Annotated in this window: 4 protein-coding genes and 1 tRNA gene; 3 read left to right on the top strand and 2 right to left on the bottom strand. The window is 52.6% G+C overall.

Annotated elements, in window-relative coordinates:
• Nucleotides 1-233: 233 nt before the first annotated feature.
• Nucleotides 234-953, top strand: a complete 720-nt coding sequence (lexA, locus tag ACFPLB_RS11580) for a transcriptional repressor LexA (RefSeq protein WP_378229746.1) — start codon at nucleotides 234-236, stop codon at nucleotides 951-953.
• 191 nt (nucleotides 954-1,144) lie between these two features.
• A tRNA-Pro gene (locus ACFPLB_RS11575) sits at nucleotides 1,145-1,221 on the top strand.
• 371 nt (nucleotides 1,222-1,592) lie between these two features.
• On the opposite strand, the gene ACFPLB_RS11570 is transcribed toward ACFPLB_RS11575, so the two are convergent.
• Nucleotides 1,593-1,847, bottom strand: a complete 255-nt coding sequence (locus ACFPLB_RS11570; RefSeq protein ID WP_378229744.1) for a hypothetical protein — start codon at nucleotides 1,845-1,847, stop codon at nucleotides 1,593-1,595.
• A gap of 100 nt (nucleotides 1,848-1,947) precedes the next feature.
• Nucleotides 1,948-2,229 carry a hypothetical protein gene (locus ACFPLB_RS11565; protein WP_378229742.1) on the bottom strand — a complete coding sequence of 94 codons (282 nt, stop codon included), beginning with the start codon at nucleotides 2,227-2,229 and terminating at the stop codon, nucleotides 1,948-1,950.
• A 362-nt stretch (nucleotides 2,230-2,591) separates the two neighbouring features.
• On the opposite strand from ACFPLB_RS11565, the gene ACFPLB_RS11560 reads away from it, so the two are divergent.
• Nucleotides 2,592-2,994: IS5 family transposase (locus ACFPLB_RS11560; protein WP_378229740.1), on the top strand; the 403-nt coding region annotated here is incomplete at its 3' end.

The raw sequence follows: 2,994 nt of genomic DNA, 5'->3' as shown, positions 1-2,994 counted from the left end.
GATTTCAAAAATTTACGCAATACTCTGATTGGGTTTCGACCCTAGAGCATTTCTTGTTTTCATGGAAACATAAAGAAACACTCTAAGCTCTTGTTTTAGCCGCATTTGTGCGACGCCAAATGATTCTATTTGGCTGCAAAATGCTCTAAACAGTTGCAGAACACAACTGGAACATATAAAGTTTGTTCTGGTTTTGTTTACGATTCAGAATTCATAATTGTCGGGGGAATCCGATGCTGACACGCAAGCAACATGAACTGCTTCTCTTCATTCATGAAAGAATGAAGGAAAGTGGCATTCCACCTTCATTTGATGAAATGAAGGATGCGTTGGACCTTGCCTCCAAGTCCGGTATCCACCGGCTTATTACAGCCCTTGAAGAGCGCGGGTTCATCCGCCGCCTGCCCAACCGCGCACGGGCGCTGGAGGTGATCCGGCTGCCTGATTCCTTGATTCCGGCTGTTGGCAACACCCGTAAATTTTCACCCAGTGTCATTCAAGGCAGCCTTGAGAAAAAATCTTCCACAGCACACAGACCCCAGATCGCCAGCAATGACCATGATGCCGGGGCTGCTGTTTCCATACCTGTCATGGGCCGCATTGCAGCCGGTGTGCCTATCGACGCGATCCAGAACAGAACCCACTCCATTTCCGTTCCCCCTGAAATGCTGTCGGGCGGTGAGCATTATGCCTTGGAGGTCAAAGGCGATTCGATGATTGAAGCGGGCATTTTTGATGGCGACACGGTCATCATCAAAAATGCCGACACAGCAACACCCGGCGATATTGTGGTTGCACTGGTCGATGAAGAAGAAGCCACATTAAAGCGGTTTCGGCGGCGCGGGGCCTCAATTGCTCTTGAGGCGGCCAATCCCGCCTATGAAACACGCATTTTTGGACCTGATCGGGTGAAGGTACAAGGCAGGCTGGTCGGGCTGATCCGCAGCTATTAAAACCTTTTGAAAAATGCTCCAGAGTCAAAATCTTCTCTGGTTCAAGAAGATCACGACGCATCAGGCCGGTCGATTTACAGGCTTTTTGATTTTCTTGAGCATTATACAGACCCATTCCTTCTCTTTCTCTTGAAATAAGCCTCAAACACCCTTGCGCTCAAAGCCTTGATCTTCTAAGGCTTCTCCCGGTTCGGAGTGTAGCGCAGTCCGGTAGCGCACTTGACTGGGGGTCAAGGGGTCGTGGGTTCGAATCCCGCCACTCCGACCAATTAAATCAACGACTTAATCACCTCCCCAAAAGCTGGCTATAAAAATTTATAGCCACATTGTAGCCAGATGCCTTGGGGATCTGGAGCCAAACAACACAGCCCTCGTTGTTTTCTTCATCGGCAAGATGTGGACTGCTTTGGTTAATCGGCATTCCGGTTCCCATTATCATTCTCCTGTGGCTGTTCGGGTTCCTGTCCTGAAACCAGCGAATGAACCCTGATATTGGACTGCTTTTTTGCGGCGTCGGTCAGTTTACCATGCGCTTCGAAATCGCCCCACCACCGGAGAAGTTACAGCAGCGGGGCGGGCAAGCGCTTGCTCCCAAGACAGGGCGCTCTACTGCCCGGTAGTGAGTCGGGCGTTGTGGTGTCAGTGCCTCGCTGTGCTGGTGGACGCAGGGTACTCTGCGAGACCTTCGGCAAGCGCGTCGTCCTCGACCTCATATCGCGAAACCTTCGCAAGTTTGGCAAAGGCACCACGAATGTCGAGATGCTCACCGTGTTCAGCGGCATCCATCTGAAGGATGGCAATACCAATGCGAAGCCCGCGCCAGAATTCATCCGTACCTTCAAAATCTGGGAAGCGTGAATTGAAGCTGTCGAGCACCTGTTCGCGGGACATCATTGCCGCATCCTCGACCAGAAACTGCGCTACGTCGGTGTCTTAAATGGTCATTTTTCCTCCTACTTAAAAATAGAACATAAGCAGAACAAACGAGATATGTCTAGCCCGGATCGGTGAGGTCAAGACAGTCACTATTATTAGAATTTGCCATACGAACGCGCAGATCAGCGAGTTCAGCATCATCAAAGGCCATATTCTGAGTTAGAATATCGAGTTCCGTTACGGCTGACTGGATGGTTTCATGCGCCAGACGCAATCCACACATGGCAATCGCCCATTCGTGATTATCAACATCGATATGGTCCATGATGTAGAGCATCGCATTCAGCGCTGACGTGGCGGAATCAAATGCATTATCCAGACGCTTTTCGTTGGGTATCATGCTGTGGTCTCCTTTATCTGTTTTGGTGGTAATGAGGCCCGGCCATGACACGTAGCCGGGCTGGTTGGTCATTGGTAAATTGTGACGATAGGGTCTCTAAAAAGCGCCAGCGCAGCCAGTGCGATGACGGACCAGATCAACGTCCATTCAAGGATGCTGGTCTTGGCTGCGCCCTTTCCAGAACCAGCATCGCCAGTTCGATGCGCTGCGGTAATGACCGCCCATAACCTTGTGCCGTCATCTTCCTCACGGTCGCGGTGGCTTAGGTCTTCCGCCACCCCTAGGTTGTGGTGACGATTTAAGGTTTTGGGATTCCCATCCGGTCGCAAATCAGATTCAACGCTGATTTTGGGAGATCGGCGATGGACTGTGATGCACTTCGGGATGACCAGTGGGAACGGATCAAGAGCTTGGTGCCGGGCGACACCAAAGGCAAGCGCGGCCCACGCACCGATAATCGCAAGTTCCTCGACGCACTGTTGTGGATGGCGCGCTCGGGCGGGCGCTGGCGTGACCTGCCGGAACGGCTGGGCGATTACCGCAGCGTGAAGCGGCGCTACTATCGCTGGATCGAGATGGGCGTACTGGACGACATGCTAGAAACGCTGGCCCGCGAAGCCGATCTGGAATGGCTGATGATCGACAGTACCATCGTGCGTGCCCACCAGCATGCTGCTGGAGCGCGCAAGGTAAAAGGGGGGGCGGATGCCCAGGGCCTGGGTCGGTCTCGCGGTGGCCTGAGCACCAAGATCCATGCCGCCACCG

It is taken from the genome of Aquamicrobium segne (genome assembly GCF_042656785.1).
In the GTDB taxonomy this organism is placed as follows: domain Bacteria; phylum Pseudomonadota; class Alphaproteobacteria; order Rhizobiales; family Rhizobiaceae; genus Mesorhizobium; species Mesorhizobium segne.
Note: the sequence above shows the minus strand (reverse complement) of the source record. Positions and strands in the feature narration are given on the sequence as shown.

Coding starts and splice junctions, on each gene's coding strand:
- lexA (WP_378229746.1), top strand. CDS start 234: ATGCTGACACGCAAGCAACATGAACTGCTTCTCTTCATTCATGAAAGA.
- ACFPLB_RS11570 (WP_378229744.1), bottom strand. CDS start 1,847: ATGATGTCCCGCGAACAGGTGCTCGACAGCTTCAATTCACGCTTCCCA.
- ACFPLB_RS11565 (WP_378229742.1), bottom strand. CDS start 2,229: ATGATACCCAACGAAAAGCGTCTGGATAATGCATTTGATTCCGCCACG.